Origin of the sequence: Agromyces sp. NPDC058064 (assembly GCF_042885275.1) — a bacterium.
Lineage (GTDB): Bacteria > Actinomycetota > Actinomycetes > Actinomycetales > Microbacteriaceae > Agromyces.
The window spans coordinates 194,331-215,589 of the sequence record NZ_JBHVSE010000002.1 but is presented as its reverse complement, the minus strand read 5'-3'; the positions used below and the strand labels follow the sequence as shown (position 1 = coordinate 215,589).

Here is a 21,259-nt window from a genome sequence, read left to right as displayed (position 1 = left end):
ATAGCCCCTGTTCGACGCCCGAGGGATGCCGCGAGCCGCGGAATTCCGCGGCTCGCGTCGTCGCGGGATCTCCGTTTCGACCGCCGGGCCCGCCCGGGCGCCCCGCGCCGGCGGGCACCGGGACGGGGCGTCCGCCGTGCGGCGCGAGGGTCCTGCTGCTCGTGCGCGGGGCGGGGCCGGGCGCTCAGGCCCACTCGAGGCGCAGGGTGTCGGGGCGGCCGGGCACGAGGCTGACGTCGAGCGCGGCGCCCGGCACGGCGCGGGCGAGGTGCAGCGGCGCGAGCTGTTCGGTCCGCGTCGCGGGCATCGGCACGCCTCCGGGCATGAGCACGTGCAGCTCGAGCTCGACGACCGCGTTCATGCCGAACATGATCGGCAGCTGCCGGGCGCCGAGCACGGTCGCCGTCGTGCGCAGCCGCTGCGCCTCGACGCGGGGCTCCGCGGCGACGGGCGTCGTCGCGGCCATGATCCGGCTCGCCTGCTCCATCGAGGCCTGCGCCTGCGCCATCGTCGCGCCGACGTCCATGCGCTGCTGCGCCTCGTAGCCCTGGCGGGTCAGCGTCGCGAGGTCCGTGAGGAATCCCATGTCACACCGCCGCGTAGATCTCGTTGAAGCGTCGTCCGACGCCGCGGTCCGCCCGGATGCGGGCGCCCCACCCTGCGGCGGCCGCCTCCCACGACGGCCCGTCGATGCCGAACATGGCCGCGACGGTCGGCAGCATCGCCGCGTCGTACCCGTAGGCGGCGATGCCCTTCGAGATGCGGGCGTAGCGCTCGAGGTCGACGCCGGCGATCGGCTCGAGGGCGCCGGGGGCGGTCTCCGCGGTCATCGCGTACGCGGCCTGCGCGTCCATCTGCTGCTGGTAGTGCGCCGACTGCGCCTGGAGGGCGTTCGCCTGGTCGATGAGGCCGGGGGCGGCCTTCACCATCTGCGCCATGTCGCCGAACTGCTTGAGGAGGTTCATGATCGATTCCTTGTCGTGTGCCGGTTGGCCGGGCGGTGGTGCCCGATGACCAGAGGCTCCCGCAGCGGGGTCCGCGCCGGATGGGCAGCATCTGCTCATCCGGCCGCCGCGCATTACTCACGGGCCGCCCCGATTGCTCAGCGCCACCCCCTGTGCGGGGTACTGCGCCCCGCCCGGCCGAGCCGTACAGTGAATCGACCGACCCACCGATGACGCGAGAGGCGGCGATGGCCCCGACCGACTCCGCCTCAGCGCCCGAAGCCGAGCCGACGCTCGACCGGCCCTGGCCCCTCGTCGGCCGCGACCCCCAGCTCGCCCGCGCAGCGGGAGCGCTCATCTCCGGAGAGGCGCGTTCGGTCTTCCTCTACGGCCCGTCGGGCATCGGCAAGAGCCGCATCCAGTCGGCGGTCGGCGACCGCCTCGCCGAGGCCGGATGGCTCGTGCTCACCGCGAGCGGCAACCCCGCCCTGTCGTCGGTGCCGTTCGCGACGGTCGCGCCGGCGCTCGCCCGCGGGGTCGAGCATCCGGTGCTTCCCGCCACGACCGACCCGCTGGCGCTGTTCAGCGCGACGAATGCGGCGATCGCCGAGCTCGCCGCCGGGCGGCCGGTGATCATGGCCGTCGACGACCTCTCCACGGCGGACACCGTGTCGGTGGCGCTCATCGCCCAGCTAGTCGCGGCCGGCTCGATCTCGCTCATCGCCACCCTGCCCGAGGGCGAGCCCGTGCCCGAGGGCGCGCTGCCCGTCGCGGCCGCCGCCGACTCGCTGCGCATCGACGTCGCGGCCCTCGACCTCGAGGAGGTGGGCGAGCTCCTCGCGCTCGCGCTCGACGGGCCCGTCGCGCACCGCGACGCCGTCGAGCTGCACCGCGCCTCGCACGGCAACCCGCTCTTCCTCCGCGAGCTCGTCATCGGCGCGGTCGAGGCGGGCGCCCTCGCCCACGTGGGCGGCCAGTGGCAGCTCCACGGCGACCCGGTCGGCACTCCGGCGCTCCGCGACCTGATCCGCGCGCGACTCCGCAACCTCGACGTCGAGGAGCGCGACGCGGTCGAGCGGCTCGCGCTCTGCGAGCCGCTCGGCATCGACGAGTTCGTGCGGCCGGGCGCCCCCGAGGCGCTCGCCGAGCTCGAGCTCCGCGGCATGGTGCGCGTCGACGAGTCGGGCCACGGCATCGCGATCACCCTCGCGCATCCGCAGTACGCCGGCGCGGTGCGCGAGTCGCTCCCCCGCATCCGGGCGATCTCGCTGCTCGCCGAGCAGGCCGACGTCATCGCGAACGGCCCGATGACGGTCGTCGACGAGCTCCGCGTCGCGATGTGGCGCCTCGACGCCGGCCGTCCCTCCGACCCCGGGCTGCTGGTCCGCTCGGCCGAGCTCGCGCGACGCGCGCACGACCATCGCACCGCGGAGCGGCTCGCCGCCGCCGCGATCGGCGCGGGCGCGACGGACGCCTCCGCCCACCTCATGCACGGCGACCTCCTCTGGTCGCTCGGCCGCGGCGAGGAGGCGCTCGCGGCGCTCGCGCACGCCGAGGCCGCGGCGCGCGCGACCCCGCACTCCGGTGCGGCCCTCGCCGCGATCGCGGCGAAGCGGGCCGAGATCTACGGCGGCGACCCGCTCGGCAGCGAGCGCGGCATCCGCCTCCTCGAGGAGATCGGGCGGGCGCTGCCCGAGCAGCGGCCCATGCTGCTCATCAGCAAGGCGACGCTCGTGCTGCACCTGCTGCGCGCCGAGGAGGCGCTCGCCCTCGTCGACGAGGCCGACGCGGGCCTCGGCGACAGCCCGGTCGAGCGCGCCATCGTCTCGCTCGCCCGGGCGATGCCGCTCTCGCAGATGCAGCGCTCGGCCGAGGCGCTCGCCGAGGCCGAGTCGGCCGTCGCCTACGCCGGCACCGCGGGCGCGCACATCCCGAAGCGGCGCGCGCAGGTGCCCTACGCGTACGCGCTCATCGAGAGCGACCACTACGACGACGCCCGCCGCACGACGATCGAGATGCTGCACGACGCGATCCGCAACGACGACGAGCTCACCGCCAGGCACGCCGAGTTCCTGATGGGCCGGCAGTTCTGGGCGGCGGGCCGGCTCGACACGGCCGCACGGTGGTTCCGCGACAGCCTGAGCGGGGCGGAGTTGCGCGGTCCGGCGTCGCTCCGCGGGCCCTCGCTCGGGTTCCTCACCGTGATCGCCTGCATGCAGGGCGACCTCGCCCGGGCCCGCGAGCTGCGCGGCCGCTTCGACGCGGGCTACGACCGCGAGGACACCCTGACCGCGCTCTCCGACGCCTGGCTCGCCCGCACGGAGGGCGATGCGGAGACCGCGGCCGCGATCCTGCTCACCCGGGTCGAGGAGGTGCTGCCGCGCGGCGCGTTCAACGTCGCCGCGTCGTTCCTGCACACCCTCGTCCGTATCGGCCCGCGGGCTCGGGTCGCCGACGCGGCCGAGCGGCTCGCCGAGCTCGAGCGGCGCACGGGCGCCCCCGAGATCGCCCTCCGCGCCCGGCACGCCCGGGCCGAGGCCGCCGCCGATGCCGCGGGGCTGCGCAGCGTCGGCGAGGAGTGGGAGCGCCTCGGCGGCCTGCTGTTCGCCGCGGAGGCGTTCGCCTCGGCGGGGCAGGCGGCGCGCGCCGACGGGCGCGGGCGCGAGGCATCCGCCGACCTGCAGCGCGCCGGAGCGCTGGGGGCCGCGTGCGAGGGCGCACGCACGCCGCTGCTCAGCTTCACCGACGGCACCGAGCCGCTCACGCCGCGCGAGCGCGAGATCGCCTCGCTCGCCGCCCAGGGGCTCAGCTCGAACGAGATCGCGCAGCGGCTGTTCCTGTCGCCGCGCACGGTGAACAACCATCTGCAGTCGACCTACACGAAGCTCGGCATCCGCGGCCGGCACGAGCTCCAGCTCTGACCGGACGTGAGCGCTACGCGCCGACGATGTCGCCGCGCATGCCCTCGAGCCGCTCGCCGACCGTGTTCACGGCCTCCTTCGCGACGCCGAGATCGGCGAGCGCGGTCATCAGCGCGGAGACCACCCGGTCGAAGGCGTCGTCGGTGATCGCCATGCCGCCGTGCGCCTCGGGGATGGAGCGCCCGGTGAAGACCTGCGGCCCGCCGAAGGCGGCGGCGAGGAACGCGCGCTGGTGCGCCTTCAGCCGGTCGGTGTCGACGCCGTCGAACCAGGGCGCCAGCTCGGGGTCGGCGGCGATCCGGTGGTACATGACCGTCACCGCGGTGCGCACCCCGTCGCTGCCCCCGAGATCGTCGTAGATCGCGTGCATCCGGCCTCCTTCGACTGTCGGGACCAGCCTGCCCGCCGAGTGCCGCCCGTGCCTGAGCAATCGTTGCTCATTCCACCGCGGCGCTCGGCGTCGACGCCGCGCGCGTGGGACGATGCTCCCGTGGCGCCGACTCCCCCGCGCATCGAGTTCGAGACCGACATCTTCTCGTCGACGGGTCTCACCCTGCTCGTCGACGGCACGGCGCAGTCGCACGTCGACGCGGCCGACCCGACGCACCTCTTCTTCGAGTACGTGCGCCGCATCGGGCACGTGATCGACGCGGTGGGCCTGCCGGGCGAGCCGCTGCGGGCGCTGCACCTCGGCGGCGGCGCCCTCACCCTGCCGCGCTACCTCGCCGCGACCCGGCCCGACTCGGTGCAGCACGTCGTCGACATCGACGGCGAGCTCGTCGACCGCGTGCTCGCGCGCCTGCCGCTGCCGGCCGGCGCCGACATCGTCGTGCAGATCGGCGACGCGGCATCCGTGATCGGCGAGCTCGGCGACGCGACGCCCTTCGACCTCGTCATCGTCGACCTCTACCAGCGCCTGCAGGCGCCCGGCTTCGTCGAGACGCGCGAGTTCATGGCCGGATGCCTCGCGCTCCTCTCGGATCGCGGGCTCCTCGTCGTGAACGTGGCCGACGCCGCGGGTCTCGGCCGGCTGCGCGCGCAGGCGCGGGCGGTCGCGCGGGCGGCGCCGTCGGCCGAACTGCTCGTCACGGGCGACGCGACCGTGCTGGCCGGCACCGAGGAGGGCAATACCGTGCTCGTCGCCGCGCCCTCCGGCCTTCCCGCCGGCCTCGCCGGGCGTCTCGCCGCGCACGGACCGCACCCGGCGGAGGTGCTGACGGCGGAGCGTCTCGACTTCGTGCTGTGGGGCGCCTGCTGAGCGTCCGCGCCGGAGGGGCGCGGGGCGTCAGCGCGACCCGCGGTGCCGGCCGCCGCCGCGCGGGGAGCGGGTAGCGTGGGCACGTGCCCTCCTCCGACCCCTCGCTCGAACGCCGCCTCGCCGTGAGCGGGCACCTCGCCCACCTCGAGGAGTCGCGGCAGACGCCGGGCTCGTGGACCCTGTACGTCGACGGCACCCCGCAGTCGCACGTCGAGCTCGAGCGGCCCGAGTGGCTCGGCTTCGAGTACGTGCGCCGCATCGGGCACGCCGCCGACCTCGTGCGGCCCGAGGGCGAGGCGATCACCGCGGTGCACCTCGGCGGCGGAGCCCTCACGCTGCCCCGCTACGTCATCGCGACCCGGCCGGGCTCGCGCCAGCAGGTCGTCGAGCTCGAGTCGGAGCTCGTCGACCTCGTGCGCGAGCACCTGCCGCTGCCGCGCGGGGCACAACTCCGTATCCGCCACGGCGATGCCCGCGAGGTCCTCGCGAAGCTCCCCGGCGGGCTCGACGGCGCGGTCGACCTCGCCGTCGTCGACATCTTCTCGGGCGCCCGCACGCCGGCGCACGTCACGAGCATCGAGTTCTACGAGCTCATCGCACCGCGGCTCGCCCCGTGCGGCATCGTCGCGGTGAACGTCGCCGACGGCGCCGGACTCGCCTTCGCACGCTCGCAGGCGGCCACCCTCGCGCACGTCTTCGCGCACGTCGCGATCGCCGCCGACCCGAGCATGCTGAAGGGCCGCCGCTTCGGCAACGTCGTCATGTACGCGTCGGACGCGCCGCTGCCGTTCGACGAGATGCCGCGCCGGCTCGCGAGCGACCCCGCTCCGGCGAAGCTCGTCGAGGGCGAGGAGCTCCGCCGCTTCATCGCCGGGGCGCCGATCGTCACCGACGCCACCGCGGTGCCGTCGCCGCCGCCGGCGCGGTCGATCTTCCTCGCGAAGCCCGGGCGCTGACGCGCGGGCGGGCCCGCACCCCTCCCACGGCCCAGGCCGCGGCCGCCGCACGATCGGTGATCGCCGCGCAATCGGAGCCGATCCCCAGATCGGGTCCGATTGCGCGGCGATCCCCGATCGTGCGAGGCGCTCCGCCTCAGCCGATCGAGCGGGTGCGGCTCGGCGCGCTCTCGTTCCACACCCGGTCGAGGGCCGTCACCGCGTACGAGTACGAGCGGCCCGCCTCCGCCGAGTCGTCGACGAACCGCTGCACCACGCCCGTGCCCGCACGCACGGTCGCGATGAGCGCCGTGGCATCCTCGACGTCGACCTCGCCGCCGCCCTCGGCGCGGTAGACGGCGAAGGAGGTGGCCCGTCTCGTGGGCGGCGCCGCATCCTGCCACTGCAGCACGACCCCCGCGTCGCCGCGCTCCGGCGGCGTGAGCACGGGGGCGCGCACCGCCGTCGCGGGCAGCCACTCCATGGCGGGCACGATCGCGGGGTGCGCGTAGTGGTCGGCGAGCACCCGTGACATCGACCCCTGCGGGTCGGCCGGCACGTGCTTGGCCGAGAAGTACACGTTGCCGTGCACGGGCGTTCCCGACGCGTCGATCGCGCGGCCCATCGTGAGGTGGTTCGAGAGCTCGGCAGGGTCGGTGAACACTCCAGAGGTGACCTTGTAGAGGGCCTCGCCGATGTAGAGGTGCGTACCCGAGGTCGCGGCGACGTCGGCCCACCAGGGGGTGAGCTTCGCGTAGTCGGCGACGGCGAGGCCGATCTGCCAGTAGATCTGCGGGTTGATGTAGTCGAGCCAGCCCTCGAGCACCCACTTGCGGGTGTCGGCGAACTGGAGGTCGTACGACTGCGATCCGCCGGTCTCCGAGCCGAGCGGGTCGGTCGCGCGGTTGCGCCAGATGCCGAACGGGCTGATGCCGAACTTCACCCAGGGCTTCAGCGCCTTGATGCGCGCGGAGATCGAGCTGACGAAGGCGTCGACGTTGTGGCGCCGCCAGTCGGCGACGTCGTCGAACCCGGCGCCGTGCGCGGCGAAGGTGGCGGCGTCGGGGATGGTCTGGCCGGCCACCGGGTACGGGTAGAAGTAGTCGTCGAAGTGCACGCCGTCGAGGTCGTAGTGCTCGACCGAGTGCAGGATGGCCCGTTGGATGTGCTCCTGCACCTCGGGCAGCCCGGGGTCGAAGTAGAGCTTGCCGCCGTAGGCCCAGATCCACTCGGGGTGCACGCGGGCCGGGTGCTCGGGCACGAGCTTCGACGGGTCGGCCTGCATCGAGACGCGGTACGGGTTGTACCAGGCGTGCAGCTCGAGGTTGCGGGCGTGCGCCTCCTCGACGATGAAGGCGAGCGGGTCGTAGCCCGGGTCCTGGCCCTGCACGCCCGTGAGGTACTGCGACCACGGTTCGAGCGGGCTCGGCCAGAACGCGTCGGCGGTGGGCCGCACCTGCACGAACACGGCGTTGAGGTTGAACTGCTCGGCGACGTCGAGCCAGTGCAGGAACTCGGCGCGCTGCTCGTCGGCGGTGAGCCCGGTGCGGCTCGGCCAGTCGATGTTGACGACGGAGGAGATCCACATCGCCCGGAGCTCGCGCTTGCGGGGACCCGTCGCGGCGGCCGCCGTCGCGGCGGCGGCCGGGCCCGCCGCGAAGGCCGGGGTCGGGGCGAGCGCCCCCACCGTCACGGTGAACGCCGAGGCCGCGACCCCCGCCACGGCCAGGGTGAGGAAGCCCCGTCGGTGGAGCCCTCCGGCCTCGGGAGCCGGAGGCTCTGCGCCGCCGCGGGGTGTCGCGTGGTCGTCGTGCGTGTCGTCGAGGGGCATCTTCGATCCTCCGAGTCGTAGGGTTTTGGAAGATACTTCCATACCTGCTCGAAGTTGTGAAGAGTAATTTCCACGCGGTCAGGCGTGCCGGAACCGCAGCTCCTGCCCCGGCCGCAGCTGGGCCACCGCGTCGAGCGACGAGCCCGCGACGATCGCGATCATCGGGTAGCCGCCGGTCACCGGCCGATCGGCGAGCAGGATGGTCGGACGCCCGTCGCCCGCGACCTGGATCGAGCCCGGCACCGTCGCCTCGCTCGCGAGCTCGCCCCGGACCCGACGCTCGAGCACCGGGCCCAGGAGCCGCGCGCCGATGCGGTCGGCCTGCTCCGAGAGCCGCCAGCGCGCGTCGAACAGGGTCGCCCCTGCCGCCTCCGTGAACCAGTCGGCCCGCGGGCCGGGCAGCAGCGCCACGGTCACCGCGCCGTCGGGCGGCGCGAACGCGGCCTCCTGGTCGATGAGCGGCACGGATGCCTCGGGCTCGCCGCCGATCGCGAGCACCCTGCCTGCGGCGAGCGGCTCGGGCCCGAGGCCGGCGAGCGTGTCGCGCGAGCGCGAGCCGAGCACCGGCGCCTCGTCGAGTCCGCCGCGCACCGCGAGCGAGTAGCGGAGCCCGCGCACGGCGGGCCCGAGCTCGAGCACCCCGCCGTCGGGCGCGAGCGCGGCCGTGTACGGCGCCACCGGCCGCCCGTCGAGGGTGACCGGCCCCCACGCGCCGGTGACCGCGAACCAGCAGGCGCCGCCCGTGAACCGCGCCCGGAACCCGCCGACCAGCACCTCGGCGATCGCGGCGCCGTCGGGGTTGCCCACGAGCCGGTTCGCGAGCCGGGCGGCGCCGCGGTCGAGGGCGCCCGAGCCCGTCACGCCGAGGTGGGCGAACCCCGGCCGGCCGAGGTCCTCGACGAGCGCGAGCGGGCCGGGCGACTCGATGACGAGGGCGCGGGTCATCCCGTCACCCGCTCGAAACGCACCCGGCGGCCGGGTGCGAGCATCGCGGGCTCGACCCGGGCAGCGTCCCAGAGCACCGCGTCGGTGCGGCCGATCAGGCGCCATCCGCCGGGGCTCTGTCGCGGGTAGACCCCGGCGAATCCTCCGGCGAGCGCGACCGCCCCCGCGGGCACCCGCGCCCTGGGGGCGCCGAGCCGCGGCACGTCGAAGGGCCAGTCGTCGCTCACGAGGTACCCGAACCCGGGCGCGAAGCCGCCGAACGCGACCCGCCACGACGCGGCGAGGTGGCGGGCGACGAGCGACTCGGGCGAGACGCCGAGCAGCTCGGCGGTCTCGTCGAGGTCGTCGCCGTCGTACACGACGGGGACCACGGCGTCGTCGAGCGCGGCCCCGCCCGCCGTCACGACGCCCTCGACCCGGACGCGCCGCAGCCAGGTCTCGAGCGACTCGAGCGGGAGCACCGCCGGATCGACCGCGACGAGCACGGTCCGCGCCGCGGGAACGAGCTCGACGACGCCGGGCCGCCCCTCGGCGGCGAGCGCGTCGTGCAGCGCGAGCACCTCGTCGAGGCCGTCGCACTCGACGAGCACGGCGGCCTCGCCGCTCGGGAGGAGCCGCCGCGTCACGCGAACGCCTCGATGCGCAGGCCGGCAGCCTCGAGCGCGGCGCGCACGGCGCGGGCCATCGCCACCGCACCCGGGGTGTCGCCGTGCAGGCAGAGCGAGTCGGGGGCGAGCTCGATCCGGCTGCCGTCGTCGGCGGTGATGCCGCCCGTCTCGACGAGCTCGAGCGCCCGGTCGGCGGCCGCGGCGGGGTCGTCGACGATCGCGCCGGGCTCGCCCCTCGGGCTCAACGAGCCGTCGGCCGTGTAGCCGCGGTCGACGAACGCCTCACGGGCGAAGGCGAGGCCCGCGGCCTCCGCGGCCGCCTCGATCGCGCTCGCGCGGGGGCCGAGCACCGCGAGCGTCGGGTCGTACGCGGCGACCGCCTCGGCGGCGGCGTGCGCGGCGGCCCGATCGGCGACGAGGCGGTGGTACAGGGCGCCGTGCGCCTTCACGTATCGCACCCGGGTGCCGGCGAGCCGGGCGAGCGCGTCGAGCGCCCCCAGCTGCGCCACGAGCTCGGCGGCGATCTCGCCGGGGGCGACGTCGAGCGCCCTGCGGCCGAACCCCACGAGGTCGCGGTAGCCGGGATGCGCGCCGAGCGCGACGCCGTGACGTGCCGCGCGCCGGGCGCTGTCGAGCATCGTGACCGGGTCGCCGGCGTGGAAGCCGCAGGCGACGTTGGCGCTCGACACCAGGCCGAACATCGCCTCGTCGTCGCCGACGCGCCACGCGCCGAACGACTCGCCGAGGTCGCTGTTGAGGTCGATCGCGGGCCGCATCCTCCCATTCTGCCGCTGCGGCGCGCAGACTGGGGGTGGGAGGCGGCATGGGACGCGCGGGAGACGGGGCGGTGGATGCCGCGGGCCGGCCCCGCGGCCGCGCAGGGCGCCCGACGGCGCTCCGCGGGCTCGGCGGCGCCTGCGCCGCGGTCGCCGTCGCGGTCCTCCTCGGCTGCACGTCGGCACCGCCCGCGCCGACGCCCTCGATCACCCCCACGCCCGAGCCGTCCGTCACGCCGACGCCGAGCCTGACGCCGGCGCCGCCGCCCGAGGTGCTCCAGCCGTCGGGCGAGGTCTCGGTCGTCGCCGAGGGGCTCGACGCGCCCTGGTCGATCCTCGTGCTGGCGGGCGGCGGCACCCTCGTGTCGCAGCGCGACCGGGGCGACATCGTCGAGGTGCTGCCGGGCGGCGCCCTCCGCGTGGTCGCCGCGGTGCCCGGGGTCGCGGCCGGAGGCGAGGGCGGCCTCCTCGGGCTCGCCCTGCTGCCCGGCGACGCCGACCGCCCTCCGTACGTGTACGCCTACTTCACCGCGGCCGCCGACAACCGCATCATGAGGATGCCGCTCGGCGGCGCCCGGGGCACGCTCTCGCTGGGCGCCCCCGAGGAGATCCTCACCGGCATCCCCAAGGCCGGCAACCACAACGGCGGGCGCCTCGCCTTCGGACCCGACCGCCTGCTCTACGCCACCGCCGGCGATGCGGGCGTTCGGGAGGCCGCACAGGACCCGGCCTCGCTCTCGGGCAAGATCCTGCGGATGACGCCCGACGGCGAGCCCGCGCCGGGCAACCCGTTCGGCAACTACACCTGGTCGCTCGGGCACCGCAATCCGCAGGGTCTCGCATGGGATGCCTCGGGCGGAATGTGGGCCGCCGAGTTCGGCCAGGACACGTGGGACGAGCTCAACCGCATCGACCGCGGCGCGAACTACGGCTGGCCCGTGGTCGAGGGCGCGGCGGGCGACCCGCGCTTCACCGACCCGGTCCAGCAGTGGGCGACCGGCGACGCGAGCCCCAGCGGGCTCGCCGTGATCGGCGACACGCTCTTCCTCGCGGCGTTGCGGGGCGAGCGGGTCTGGGCGATCGCGCCGGCGACCACCGCGGGAGCGCTCGGCTCGACCCCGTGGTTCACCGGCGAGTTCGGCAGGATCCGCGACGTCGCCGCGGCACCCGACGGCGGGCTCTGGTTCATCGGCAACAACACCGACGGGCGGGGCTCGCCACGCGACGGCGACGACCGGCTCTTCGCCGTGGGGCTGGCCCCCGCGGGCTGATCGCGCCACCGCAGCATCGGAGATCCGCACGGGATCGGGCCGTTCGCCCCGCATCGCCCGAGATCGTGGCGAACCCCGACGCTGCGGCGGCTTTGCCCCGTTCGGGGGTGCCGCACCCCTCCCCGGCGCGGGCGGCCGGGGCTATTCTCATCCCATGGCGGATCTCGATCGAGTGCGGCGCTGGGCTGAGGCGCTGATCGTGCTGCACCTCGATCCGGCCGTGTGGAGCTTCGAGTTCGACAACGCCAAGAAGCGCGCCGGCCTCTGCAACTACACGGCCAAGCGCATCTCGGTGTCCCGCTACCTCGCGGCGCGCTACGACGACGACGAGATCCACCAGATCCTGCTGCACGAGGTCGCCCATGCGATCGCGGGCCCGCGCGCGGCGCACGGTCCGAAGTGGGCCGCGGTCGGGGCCGAGCTCGGCTACGTCGGGCGCCGCACGCACGACGGCGAGGTCGCCCACGAGCTCGCACCGTGGGTGGGCCGCTGCCCGGCGGGGCACGAGCACTTCCGGTACCGGCAGCCGACGAGGCCGCTGAGCTGCGGGCTCTGCCGCAGGGGTTTCGACCGGGCCAATCTCATCGTGTGGCACCACCGCGAGATCACCCCCGCGGTGCGCCGCCGTGCGGCGAGCGCGGCCGTCGGCTGACCTCCGAGTACCACTACGCTGGACGGATGCCCGTCTCCACCGTCTCGATCCCCATCGGGCAGTGGCTCGTTCCCGCCGAGGGCGTCCGCTGGTGGTTCGACTCAGGCTCGTTCGCGCTCGACTTCGCGACGACCGGGGCGATCGGGGGCACCGCGGCCGGAGCCGGCGTCGAACGCCTCCACTCCCCCGACGACCTCACCGCGTGGCTGCGCGAGCGCTTCCCGGTGCCCGTCGGCGTCGCACGGTCCCGCGACCTGTTCGACGCCGTCGCCCTCCGCGACGCGATCGCGCGCATGGCGCTCGCCGCCAGCCGCCGCGAGGCGCCGCGCTCGGGCGACGTCGACCTCGTGAACCTCTACGCGGCCACGCCCGACGTGCCCCCGTCGCTCGGCGGCGGCTCGCGCCAGGCGGGCCGCTCGGTGCACACCGTGCCCCAGGCGCTGTCGACGATCGCGCGCGACGCCGTCGACCTGTTCGGCCCGGCGAACCTCGAGCGCATCCGCGAGTGCTCCGGCGACGACTGCGACATCGTCTACCTCGACACCTCGCGCGCCGCGACCCGGCGCTGGTGCTCGATGCAGCGCTGCGGCAACCGTGCGAAGGTGCGCGCCCACCGGGCTCGCAAGAGCGGTCGCTCGTCGAACGCCGCCTCGGCTCCGACGCTGCCCCTCACGGAGCTGGAACTCGAACCGGCGACCGCGACCGCGACCGCGACCGCGACGACGGTGCGCCCGACCGCCCCGTCGCCGATCGAGCCCGACCGCGCCGCCTGACGGCAGCCGCAGGCCCAGCCGCGGCCGCGGCCGCAGCCGAGATCACCCGTCGGCGACGACCCGTGCCCGGCGCCGCGGCAGCGCGAGCAGCGCTCCCGCCACGAGCAGCAGCAACGCGAACCCGGCGGCGTACCAGGCCGTCTCCTCGGGGATGTCGAGGTAGGTGGTGATGCCGAGGATGCGCGCGAGGCCCCACGGCAGCAGCCCCATCTCGTCGTTCCAGAGCGTGAGCGCGCGCTCGAGGCCGATCGCCCCGATCACGGCCGAGGGCACGAGGAGCCCGGCCCCGACCGCCGCGAGCACGAAGCCGGTCGCCCGCCTGGCGCCGACCTGCGTCGCGAGCGCCCAGCCGGCGGCCACGAAGACCCAGATGAAGAGCGCGAAGGCGAGCGCGACGTAGCCGGTGCGCAGCACCGGGTCGGTCCAGAAGGCGAACCAGTAGCCGCCCGGTCCCGTGAACGACAGCGCGAACAGCGTCACGATGCAGCGCAGCACCACGACGCCGCCGACCGCCGCGATCACCGGCCACGGCGAGCGCCGCCCGACGCAGAGGCGCAGCACGCCGGCGAACACCGTCCACGCGCCGATGACGACCAGCAGGTGGGTCCATGACAGGAACGACGTCTGCACGGCACGGGTCGCGACGAGGAGGGCGACCGGCACGAGGAAGAGCAGCCAGCGATCGAGCTCCAGCAGGCCGAGCATCGACTCGCGTGCGCGCCACGGCCGCGTCGAGGCCACCCAGGTCGCGCGTGCGGCCGCGGCGCCGGGCTTCGCGACGAGCCGCGTCCGCGCGGCGAGGATGCCGATCACGACCCAGGCGAGCGCGAGCACGAGCAGCCCGCGGGCGAACCACGCCATGACGAGGTCGCGCTCGGCCCGGTCGACGCCGAGCTCCGCGGCAGTGAGGTTGAACGCCGGGTGGTCGAGGTCGCCCTCGTAGCGCTCGAGGTGCTCGGCGGCGCGCTCCTCGAAGACCGCCCGGTCGGCCTCCCACGCGTCACGCGCCTCCGGCGCGAGCGTGTCGTGCCACTCGCCCTGGTGCAGGATCATCGCGCGGTAGGCCTCGAGCAGTCGAAGGGTGTCGAGCTCGTAGTCGAGCGTCGAGACGAACGCCTCGCGCATCTCGGGCGAGCGCCAGCTCGAGGCATCCGTCGCCGCGACGATCTCGCGCATCTCCTCGACGGCCGCGACGGCGTCCGCCCCGCTCGCGATCGCCGCGTCGACGCCCGCCCCCGGGCCGGCGCCGTCGGCCGCCGAGTCGCGCACGATCGAGTACATGACGTTGAGCACCGCGGAGTCGCCGGTGAGGATGTCCCACTCGAAGATCCACATCATGGGCGGGGGTTCGAGCCCGATGGCGAACACGCGCTGTTCGGCGAACTGCTCGACGTACATGCCCTGCTCGATCGCCTCGCGCGACCGGGTCATCGCGCCGACGATCGCCTCGACGGTGTCGGGGTCGTCGCTGAACCACTCGCGCGCCCACGCGGCGGTGATGGCGGCGACGTCGGCCTCGGGGTCGCGCGCGAGCTCCGCCGCGAGCTGCGTGTCGAGCTCGTACAGCTGCCAGAAGCCGGCCTTCAGGTAGAGCGACATCGGGCCGGCCCGCCACGGGCCGCCGTCCTGCGTCCACACCCAGACGCCCTCGATGCGGTCGTTCGCCGCGAGCAGCTGCTGCAGGGCCCACTGGTACTGGGTGCCGAGGTCGTTCGGGAACGCGCCGAAGTTCTCGAACTCGCGCCGGCTCTGGAATTCGACGATGCGGCGTTGCGCGCCCTGCTCGAGGGTGTGGTTGAGCGGCAGCCACGAGTAGAAGTCGCCGAGCGTGTACTTCGTCGAGACGATGAGCGCGGGCGAGTCCACGCCGTCGAGCACCGCCTCGTACGAGGCGTCGTTCGTGTGCATGTCGCCGACGGCACCGACGCCGACGCTCCACGTGCGGAACACCACCTCGCGTTCGGCGGCCTCGGCCTGGCCCGTGAACGCCTCGAGCATCGTGCGCACCGCGTCGACGGTCGTCACCTCGAGCGCGGAGTAGTAGTCCCATCCGCCGACGTCGTAGATCGCGCCCGCCTCGCCGATGCGGATGAGCACCCCGTCGAGCGCCGGCGCGGCCTCGTAGAGCTCGTCGAGACCGGCCGTGTAGACGTCCCAGAACTCGGGGTCCTCGGTGTCGAGCGAGCCGAAGCGCTCGGTGAGGAACTGCTCGAGGGGCCCGGTCAGGGCGAGCATGTCGGTGCGCAGGAAGACCTGCATGCCGAGCTGATCGGCGCGCTCCCAGAACGGGGCGAACGCCTCGCGCAGCGCGAGCGCGCGGTCGCGGTGGTCGTCGCCCTCGGCGTACACGGGCCCGCCGGGCGCGTCGTCGAACGTGACGAACTCGACGAAGCCCGGGAACGCGACGGCGTTGAACCCGTTCGCGAGCGAGTGGCGCAGGAACCCGTCGAAGTCGTCGTACGCCTCGGCGAGCGCGGCCTCGTCGATGTAGGGCGCCTCGGGCTGCACGACCACCGCGAACGCCTTCGACGCGTGGGAGTAGTCGTCGCCCGACTCCCACTCGACCGGGTCGGGTGCGACGCCGACGGCGCCGAGGTCGGTCATGCGCAGCGGAAGCCGCGAGCGCTCGTGCACGCCGAGGAGGTCGGTGATCGGCCCCCCGGCCCGCACCTGCGCGGCGAGGTCGTAGACCGCCCGCACCGCGCCGACCTCGGTGAACGTGAGGATCCGCAGCGAGGAGGCGTCGCCGAGCAGTTCGTACCCGTCGTCGCCCGGCCCCGAGTCGGCCTCCTGGCCGGGAATGATCTCGACCGAGACCGCGGCCTCGCCCGCCCGCGCGGGAGCGTCGGCGACGGCGTCGCGCAGCTCGTCGACCGCGACGCCCATGCGCACCGTGTCGGGCACGTCGAGCCTCGTGAACTCGGGCGGCGGGGCGGCCGGCGAGACCTCGGGCACGACCGCCGCAGCGGGCTGCATCTGCTCGCTCGGCTCGGTGCGGATGCCGAGGGCGTCGCCCACCGCGAACGCGACGCCGAGGCCGAGCGCGACCAGCACGAGGGCGGTGACGATCGCGAGGATGCCCCGTCGCGTCGCCGTCGTCATGCAGAGATCCTATGCGGCGCGGAACACCCCGTCGCGCAGCACCGGCACGACGTCCGTCACGTCGCGCTCGGCGGCGAGCCGCGCGTCGCCCGCGAAGCCGAGGGCGCCGAGCTCGACCCCGCTCCCGGAGGCGCTGATGAGGTGCACGGTGGCCCGTGCGAGCCCCTCGAAGGCGGCGCAGGCGACTGCCGCCTCCGGCGAGGTGTGGTCGATGCCCCGTGCGACGAGCGCGTCGACGACGGCCCCCGCGACGAGCAGGTCCTCGACGGCGAACCGCACAGCACCGCCGGCGCTGCCGTCGCTGCCGTCGCTGCCGTCGGGCTCGTGCTCGCCCGCGGCGACGACCGCGATGACGAGCCGCTCGCCGCGCTCGGCCTGGAGCGCGAGCAGGCGCTCGGCGACCGCGCTCCGGTTGCGCATCGCCGCCGCGATCACCACGACGTCGCGGTCGCCGAGGGCGTGCGCGATCGCGCCGCCGTTCGGCGAGGGGACGACGACCGGCGAGACCCCGACGCCGGCCCAGCCCTGGGGCGAGAGCGTCGGCGCCCCGGGCTCGCTGCGGCGTCCGGCGACGACCCCGCCGCGCTCGGAGGCGAACGCCTCGGCACGCGCACGGGCCTCGGGGCCTGCGGGCCACGGCGCGACGGCGACCCCGTGCTCGGCCGCGACGACGGCGGTGGTCGTGAACGAGAGCGCATCGACGACGACGACCGCGTGCGCGCCGGGAAGGACGCGCTCGGCACCGTCGATGCCCCAGTCGAACCGCACCTGGTACTTGCCCTGCCCGAAGGGCGCCGTCGAATCGGTCATCGGCTCAGGCTACCGGCCGAGCGCGTCGTACCGGGCGAGGGCCTCGGCGTCCCCCGCGCGCGCATTCGCCCGCCTGGCCGCGTCGAGGGCGGCGACCGGGTCGGCCTCCTGCCTGGCGTTCCGCAACTGGCGCTCGGCCTCCGCGAGCCGGGTCCGCGCGGCCGCGCCGACCCGGCCGCCACCGCGCTCGATCGCCGCGCGTGCGACCCCGAGCTGCCCCTCCGCGATCGAGATCGCGCCGTCGAGCGCGCCACGGGCCCCGTCGAGACGGCCCTGCGCGGTGCGTGCCGCCGCCCGCGCGCCCTCCAGCCGGCCGAGTGCGGCGCGAAGCCGGTCGCGGTCGAGCAGGGGGTCGCGGGCGAAGGCCGCCCGCCCGCCGAGGGCCGCCGAGGCTGCCCCGATCTGCGCGCCGAGGGACTGCGCCGCGTCGGGATCGTCGAGCGCGTCGCGTTCGCCCCGCGCGGCATCGAGGTCGGCGGCGAGCTCGACGGCGGCTCCCTCGGCGTCCTCACTCGCGGCGGCGAGCTCGGCTTCGAAGCCCTCCACCGCCTCGACGTCGCGCCGCGCCCGCGACATCGCGTCGGCGGCGGTCGCGAGGCCCGCGGCCGCGGGGCGTCCGTCGGCGACGAGGGCGACCGCCCCGGCGATCGCCGCCTCCGCTTCGGCGAGCCCCGCGGCGGCCCGCTCGGCCGCGGCGCGCGCACCCCCGATCGCCGAGGGGTCGTAGCGCGACGCGAGTCGGGAGAGCACCGTGGCGGCCGCGTCGACGCGTCTCCGGAGCGCGGCCGCGTCCTCCGTGAGGGCCGGCAGCTCAGCGCCGGCGCCGCGTTCGCTGCGTCGGCGCTCGGCGAGCGCGGCATCGGCCGCGGCGAGCTCGGCCAGCGCGGAGCGGCAGAGCTCGTCGATGCGGCCGCTCCAGCTGCGCCGCTCGGCGGCGGAGTCGGGCTCGGCGTCGTCGAGCCGCTGCTGCAGCAGGAACGCCTCGCGGAGCCGTGCCCCGGCGCGATCGACGGTGGCTCGGGTGTCGCGCGCGGTCGCCGCCCCGAACTGGGCCTCGGCGAACGCGATCTCGCGTTCGGCGTCGCGCAGCGCCTCGTCGGCGAGCACGATGAGCTGCTTCGCCTGCACCTCGGCCCGGCGCCCCGCCGCGAGGTCGGCGCGCTCGCGCCGGACGCCGAGTCGGCGCAGGCCCACCACCGCCCCGACGAGGGAGACCGCCGCCGCCCCGAAGACGACGAGCGAGGGCAACCACGAGAGGGCGTCGGGCATGGCGCGAGTCTAGGGGCCGCGTCCGACCGCGAGCCGGGAATCGCCTCCGATCCCTTGGCACCGACGACGGGCCCGGCCTACTCTCTGCTCATGCGGGTGCTGCTGAAGCTCGAGCTCGACTGCACGCCGGATGCCGCGTGGCGGGCCATCCGGAGTCCCGCCGTGCTGCGCGAGGTGGTCGCGCCGTGGCTCGACTTCTCCTCGCTCGAGCCGGGCGGCCTCCCGTCGGTCTGGCCCGAGGGCCCGCATCGCGTCCGGGCGCTCGCGTTCCGCCGCTTCCCGGCAGGCGAGGAGTTCGTCGACGTGAGCTATCCCGGCGGCCTGCCCACCGACGTGCGCATGCTCCGCGACGGCGGCGGCGCGCTCACGGGCCCGCTCGCCGTGTTCCGCCGGTGGGACCACCGCATGGCCGTCTCCCCGCTTCCGGGCGGTCGCACGCTCTACCGCGATCGGCTGCTCGCGAGCGCCGGGCCGTGGACCGCGGCGGCGTGGTATCCGACCTGGGCGTTCTGGCAGTGGCGGGCGGTGCGCCTGCGGCAGCTCGCGCCGGGCTGGGCGTACGACCCGCCCGGCACCGCCGACGCCGCGGCCGCACTCGACGCCGCGCGGCGGGCCGGCGCGCAGGCCGCCCCGCCGGCCCGATCGCCGGAGGCCCCGCGATGACCGACTCGCTCGGCGCCCTCCAGCTCGCCGACTGGCGCCGCCGGGTGTTCGGTCTCTACGCGGGCGTCCGTCAGCTCAGCGTGCACGACCCCGCCGCCGGCCACGCCCTCTGGATCTCGGGCCGCGACGAGCTCTTCGCGGGGCATCCGCAGTCGCCGCTGCTGCCCGACGACCGCGCGCGCTTCACGGGCCTCACCGTCGCCCGCTACGACCCCGACTGGCGGTTCGAGCTCGAGGTGCGTCGCACGGAGGAGCCGCAGCGGATGACCGTCGACAGTGCGACGGACGGCACGATCCCGTTCGCACTCGTCGGCACGGTGCGGCTGCCCTACCTCGGCACGCTCGACGTCTGGCGGCTCACCGGGTACGGCGGCGGGCTCTTCCTTCCCGTGAAGGACGCCCTCGCGGGCGCGCCCGGCGGCACCTACGGCGGCGGCAGGTACCTGCTCGACACCGTCAAGGGCGCCGACCTCGGCCCGGGGGCCGACGGCGACACCCTGGTCGTCGACTTCAACTTCGCGTACAACCCGTCGTGCGCCTACGACCCGTCGTGGTCGTGCCCCCTCGCGCAGGAGGGCAGCACGCTGCGCGCCGAAGTCCCGGTCGGCGAACGGATGCCCCGCTGACGGCGCCCGCACAGGGGCATCCGCTATGCTGACCAGCGGTGCGCGCGACGATCGCGCCGCCTGCGTCGTAGAAACGCTTCCGGGCAGGGCTCCTCACCGAGCCGCCCGATGACTCTCATACGGCGAACGGATGCGCCGACCGGCGCCTTCGCCACACTCCCACCGCCGGGTCCGATGCCTGATGCATCGGCGCGCGGTGAACCATGCCCCGAAAGGCACCAGTGACCGACATCACCTTCGCAACGCTCGGCGTGCCCGCCCCCCTCGTGGCGGTCCTCACGGCCGACGGCAAGACCGTCCCCACCCCCATCCAGGCCGACTCGCTGCCCGACACCCTCGCCGGCCGCGACGTGCTCGGCCGCGGCAAGACCGGCTCGGGCAAGACCATCGCCTTCGCGCTGCCCATGGTCGCGCGACTCGGCACCACCCTCGCCGGCGGGCAGCGCCGCGCCGGCCGCCCGCTCGGCCTCGTGCTCGCCCCCACCCGCGAGCTCGTCACCCAGATCGCCCGCACCATCGAGCCGCTCGCCGACGCGTACGGCCTGAAGGTCACGACGATCTTCGGCGGCATCAACCAGAAGCGCCAGGTCGAGGCGCTGCGCGCCGGCGTCGACATCGTCGTCGCGGCGCCCGGCCGCCTCGAGGACCTCATGAACCAGGGCTTCGTGCACCTCGACGCCGTCGAGATCACGGTGCTCGACGAGGCCGACCACATGGCCGACCTCGGCTTCCTGCCCGTGGTCACCCGCATCCTCGACAAGACCCCGCGCGGCGGCCAGCGCCTGCTGTTCTCGGCGACCCTCGACAACGGGGTCGACAAGCTCGTCAAGCGCTACCTCCAGAACGAGGTGCTGCACTCGGTCGACGAGGCGAACTCGCCCGTCGCCGCGATGACCCACCACGTCTTCCTCACCGAGGACGCCGACACGAAGTTCGAGCTCGTGAAGACGCTCGCGAGCGGCATGGGCCGCCGCATCCTCTTCATGCGCACGAAGCACCACGCGAAGAAGCTGGCGAAGAAGCTCACCGAGGCGGGCATCCCCGCCGTCGACCTGCACGGCAACCTCTCGCAGCCGCAGCGCGACCGCAACCTCGCGGCCTTCGCCGACGGCTCGGCCAAGGTCATGGTCGCCACGGATGTCGCGGCCCGCGGCGTGCACGTCGACGACATCGAGCTCGTGGTCCACGTCGACCCGCCCATGGAGCACAAGGCCTACCTGCACCGCTCGGGCCGCACCGCCCGCGCCGGCAGCGAGGGCGACGTCGTGACGATCGCCATGCCCGGCCAGCTGCAGGACCTCAAGCAGCTGCTCCGCAAGGCGGCCATCACGGTGACCCCGTCGCCGGCAGTGCCGACCACGCCGGAGGTCGTCGAGCTCGTCGGCGACGTCGCACCGTACGTCAAGCCCGCGCCCCGCACGGCCGCGCCCCAGCAGGGCGGCGGTCGCTCGCAGGGCGCGAACGCCCAGCGCAAGCGCGCGGCCCGCGAGGGCCAGGGCGGCGAGCGCCAGGGCCAGTCGCAGGGCGGGCGCGGCCGCGGCCGCGGCCGCTCGGGCCAGTCGGACGTCTCGGCCGGCGCTCCGCGCCGCGACCGCTCGGGCCGCCCGGCCGAGGCGAAGTCGAACGCGCCCAAGCAGGGCTCGGGCCAGAGCCGCGGTGCGCAGACCTCCGGCGCGCAGCGCAGCAGCGGCTCGCGCGGCGCCAAGCAGCCGATCCGCGTCGGCAGCCTCGTCTCGCCGTCGCGCAACTCGCGCACCAACCGGCGCGCGCAGGGCTGACCCGCTCGAACCATGCACGAGGGCCCGTGGAGTTCGACTCCACGGGCCCTCGTTCTCATCGGCCGGCGTTCCCCCGATCGCCGTGCCGACTCCCGTC

19 protein-coding genes are annotated in these 21,259 nt (G+C 75.3%); 9 read left to right on the top strand and 10 right to left on the bottom strand.

Going from position 1 to position 21,259, the window contains the following annotated elements:
- Nucleotides 1-184 precede the first annotated feature (184 nt).
- The gene (locus ACFVSL_RS06805) at nucleotides 185-586 is read right to left on the bottom strand and encodes a hypothetical protein (protein WP_386939648.1); all 402 of its coding nucleotides are present in this window, start codon (nucleotides 584-586) and stop codon (nucleotides 185-187) included.
- A gap of 1 nt (nucleotide 587) precedes the next feature.
- Nucleotides 588-965 carry a hypothetical protein gene (locus ACFVSL_RS06800; RefSeq protein WP_386939646.1) on the bottom strand — a complete coding sequence of 126 codons (378 nt, stop codon included), beginning with the start codon at nucleotides 963-965 and terminating at the stop codon, nucleotides 588-590.
- 227 nt (nucleotides 966-1,192) lie between these two features.
- On the opposite strand from ACFVSL_RS06800, the gene ACFVSL_RS06795 reads away from it, so the two are divergent.
- Entirely contained in the window at nucleotides 1,193-3,865 is a 2,673-nt protein-coding gene (locus ACFVSL_RS06795; protein WP_386939644.1) for a LuxR C-terminal-related transcriptional regulator, read from the top strand.
- Nucleotides 3,866-3,878: 13 nt separating this feature from the next.
- On the opposite strand, the gene ACFVSL_RS06790 is transcribed toward ACFVSL_RS06795, so the two are convergent.
- The gene (locus ACFVSL_RS06790; RefSeq protein ID WP_386939643.1) at nucleotides 3,879-4,235 is read right to left on the bottom strand and encodes a group 1 truncated hemoglobin; all 357 of its coding nucleotides are present in this window, start codon (nucleotides 4,233-4,235) and stop codon (nucleotides 3,879-3,881) included.
- A 120-nt stretch (nucleotides 4,236-4,355) separates the two neighbouring features.
- Between ACFVSL_RS06790 and ACFVSL_RS06785 the strand changes: the two genes are divergently transcribed.
- Both ACFVSL_RS06785 and ACFVSL_RS06780 read left to right on the top strand, forming a co-directional pair.
- On the top strand, nucleotides 4,356-5,123 hold the full coding sequence (locus tag ACFVSL_RS06785) for a spermidine synthase (RefSeq protein WP_386939641.1): 768 nt from the start codon (nucleotides 4,356-4,358) through the stop codon (nucleotides 5,121-5,123).
- Nucleotides 5,124-5,206: 83 nt separating this feature from the next.
- Nucleotides 5,207-6,079 (top strand): spermidine synthase, encoded by an 873-nt coding sequence (locus ACFVSL_RS06780; RefSeq protein WP_386939639.1) that lies wholly within the window; start codon nucleotides 5,207-5,209, stop codon nucleotides 6,077-6,079.
- 136 nt (nucleotides 6,080-6,215) lie between these two features.
- Here the strand turns inward: ACFVSL_RS06780 and ACFVSL_RS06775 are convergent, their stop codons facing one another.
- The 4 genes from ACFVSL_RS06775 to ACFVSL_RS06760 form a co-directional block, all read right to left on the bottom strand.
- On the bottom strand, nucleotides 6,216-7,889 hold the full coding sequence (locus ACFVSL_RS06775; protein WP_386939638.1) for a glycoside hydrolase family 10 protein: 1,674 nt from the start codon (nucleotides 7,887-7,889) through the stop codon (nucleotides 6,216-6,218).
- Nucleotides 7,890-7,967: 78 nt separating this feature from the next.
- Complete coding sequence (locus tag ACFVSL_RS06770) at nucleotides 7,968-8,834, bottom strand: biotin-dependent carboxyltransferase family protein (protein ID WP_386939637.1); 867 nt, start codon at nucleotides 8,832-8,834, stop codon at nucleotides 7,968-7,970.
- Nucleotides 8,831-9,460 (bottom strand): allophanate hydrolase subunit 1, encoded by a 630-nt coding sequence (locus ACFVSL_RS06765; protein WP_386939636.1) that lies wholly within the window; start codon nucleotides 9,458-9,460, stop codon nucleotides 8,831-8,833. Before ACFVSL_RS06765 ends, ACFVSL_RS06770 begins: the two co-directional genes overlap by 4 nt.
- Nucleotides 9,457-10,218, bottom strand: a complete 762-nt coding sequence (locus tag ACFVSL_RS06760; RefSeq protein ID WP_386939634.1) for a LamB/YcsF family protein — start codon at nucleotides 10,216-10,218, stop codon at nucleotides 9,457-9,459. Before ACFVSL_RS06760 ends, ACFVSL_RS06765 begins: the two co-directional genes overlap by 4 nt.
- A gap of 47 nt (nucleotides 10,219-10,265) precedes the next feature.
- Between ACFVSL_RS06760 and ACFVSL_RS06755 the strand changes: the two genes are divergently transcribed.
- The 3 genes from ACFVSL_RS06755 (at nucleotide 10,266) to ACFVSL_RS06745 (ending at nucleotide 12,914) form a co-directional block, all read left to right on the top strand.
- Nucleotides 10,266-11,489, top strand: a complete 1,224-nt coding sequence (locus ACFVSL_RS06755; RefSeq protein ID WP_386939633.1) for a PQQ-dependent sugar dehydrogenase — start codon at nucleotides 10,266-10,268, stop codon at nucleotides 11,487-11,489.
- Nucleotides 11,490-11,643: 154 nt separating this feature from the next.
- The gene (locus ACFVSL_RS06750; protein ID WP_376944239.1) at nucleotides 11,644-12,141 is read left to right on the top strand and encodes a SprT-like domain-containing protein; all 498 of its coding nucleotides are present in this window, start codon (nucleotides 11,644-11,646) and stop codon (nucleotides 12,139-12,141) included.
- 26 nt (nucleotides 12,142-12,167) lie between these two features.
- Entirely contained in the window at nucleotides 12,168-12,914 is a 747-nt protein-coding gene (locus tag ACFVSL_RS06745) for a CGNR zinc finger domain-containing protein (RefSeq protein ID WP_386939631.1), read from the top strand.
- Between the two features lie 42 nt (nucleotides 12,915-12,956).
- On the opposite strand, the gene ACFVSL_RS06740 is transcribed toward ACFVSL_RS06745, so the two are convergent.
- The 3 genes from ACFVSL_RS06740 to ACFVSL_RS06730 are packed head-to-tail and all read right to left on the bottom strand — an operon-like array spanning nucleotide 12,957 to nucleotide 18,095.
- Nucleotides 12,957-16,016: a hypothetical protein gene (locus tag ACFVSL_RS06740; RefSeq protein ID WP_386939629.1), complete on the bottom strand. Its 3,060-nt coding sequence runs from the start codon at nucleotides 16,014-16,016 to the stop codon at nucleotides 12,957-12,959.
- 9 nt (nucleotides 16,017-16,025) lie between these two features.
- Nucleotides 16,026-16,826 carry a 2-phosphosulfolactate phosphatase gene (locus ACFVSL_RS06735; RefSeq protein ID WP_386939628.1) on the bottom strand — a complete coding sequence of 267 codons (801 nt, stop codon included), beginning with the start codon at nucleotides 16,824-16,826 and terminating at the stop codon, nucleotides 16,026-16,028.
- 9 nt (nucleotides 16,827-16,835) lie between these two features.
- Complete coding sequence (locus tag ACFVSL_RS06730; RefSeq protein WP_386939626.1) at nucleotides 16,836-18,095, bottom strand: hypothetical protein; 1,260 nt, start codon at nucleotides 18,093-18,095, stop codon at nucleotides 16,836-16,838.
- A gap of 90 nt (nucleotides 18,096-18,185) precedes the next feature.
- Between ACFVSL_RS06730 and ACFVSL_RS06725 the strand changes: the two genes are divergently transcribed.
- The 3 genes from ACFVSL_RS06725 (at nucleotide 18,186) to ACFVSL_RS06715 (ending at nucleotide 21,162) form a co-directional block, all read left to right on the top strand.
- A complete protein-coding gene (locus ACFVSL_RS06725) occupies nucleotides 18,186-18,758 on the top strand; it encodes a hypothetical protein (RefSeq protein ID WP_386939624.1) in 573 nt (190 codons plus the stop codon).
- On the top strand, nucleotides 18,755-19,384 hold the full coding sequence (locus ACFVSL_RS06720) for a DUF1684 domain-containing protein (protein ID WP_386939622.1): 630 nt from the start codon (nucleotides 18,755-18,757) through the stop codon (nucleotides 19,382-19,384). The genes ACFVSL_RS06725 and ACFVSL_RS06720 overlap by 4 nt, the downstream gene beginning before the upstream one ends.
- 221 nt (nucleotides 19,385-19,605) lie before the next feature.
- Entirely contained in the window at nucleotides 19,606-21,162 is a 1,557-nt protein-coding gene (locus ACFVSL_RS06715) for a DEAD/DEAH box helicase (protein WP_386939620.1), read from the top strand.
- Nucleotides 21,163-21,259 lie beyond the last annotated feature (97 nt).